General features: G+C 59.6%; 1 protein-coding gene. It reads left to right on the plus strand.

Annotated features, from left to right (window positions below):
• Positions 1-382 (plus strand): 2OG-Fe(II) oxygenase (locus SxD43FB_RS24015; RefSeq protein WP_176482923.1); only part of this gene is annotated, 382 nt, incomplete at its 5' end.
• Between the last annotated feature and the right edge of the window lie 66 nt (positions 383-448).

Genomic DNA, 448 nt, shown 5'->3' on the forward strand with positions numbered 1-448 from the left:
GGTCTGCGACCGCTATCTGGAATTGATGGACAGCCTGCGTCTGGCGCTCAATCGCGGGCTGTTTCTCGGCCTTGAAGACTACGAAAGCCATTTCGCGCTGTACCCGCCCGGCGCTTTCTATCGCAAGCATGTCGACCGTTTCCGCGACGATGATCGGCGCATGGTTTCAGCAGTGCTTTATCTGAATCAGGCCTGGTTGCCCGAACATGGCGGCCAGCTGCGCATGTATCTCAAGGATGAGGTGCAATACGACGTGCAGCCAACCGGAGGTTGTCTGGTGGTGTTCCTGTCCGGTGAAATCCCTCACGAAGTCATGCCTTCGACCCGCGAGCGGCTATCGTTGACCGGATGGTTCCGGCGCCGGGGCAATGAGCCGTTCTGACCGGCCCCGAGACGAATGGCGTGGCTTTGCCTTGGTCATACCGGCTGATCGGGCTAGAATGCTCGC

It is taken from the genome of Sphingobium sp. D43FB, assembly GCF_002312805.1.
GTDB lineage: Bacteria > Pseudomonadota > Alphaproteobacteria > Sphingomonadales > Sphingomonadaceae > Sphingobium.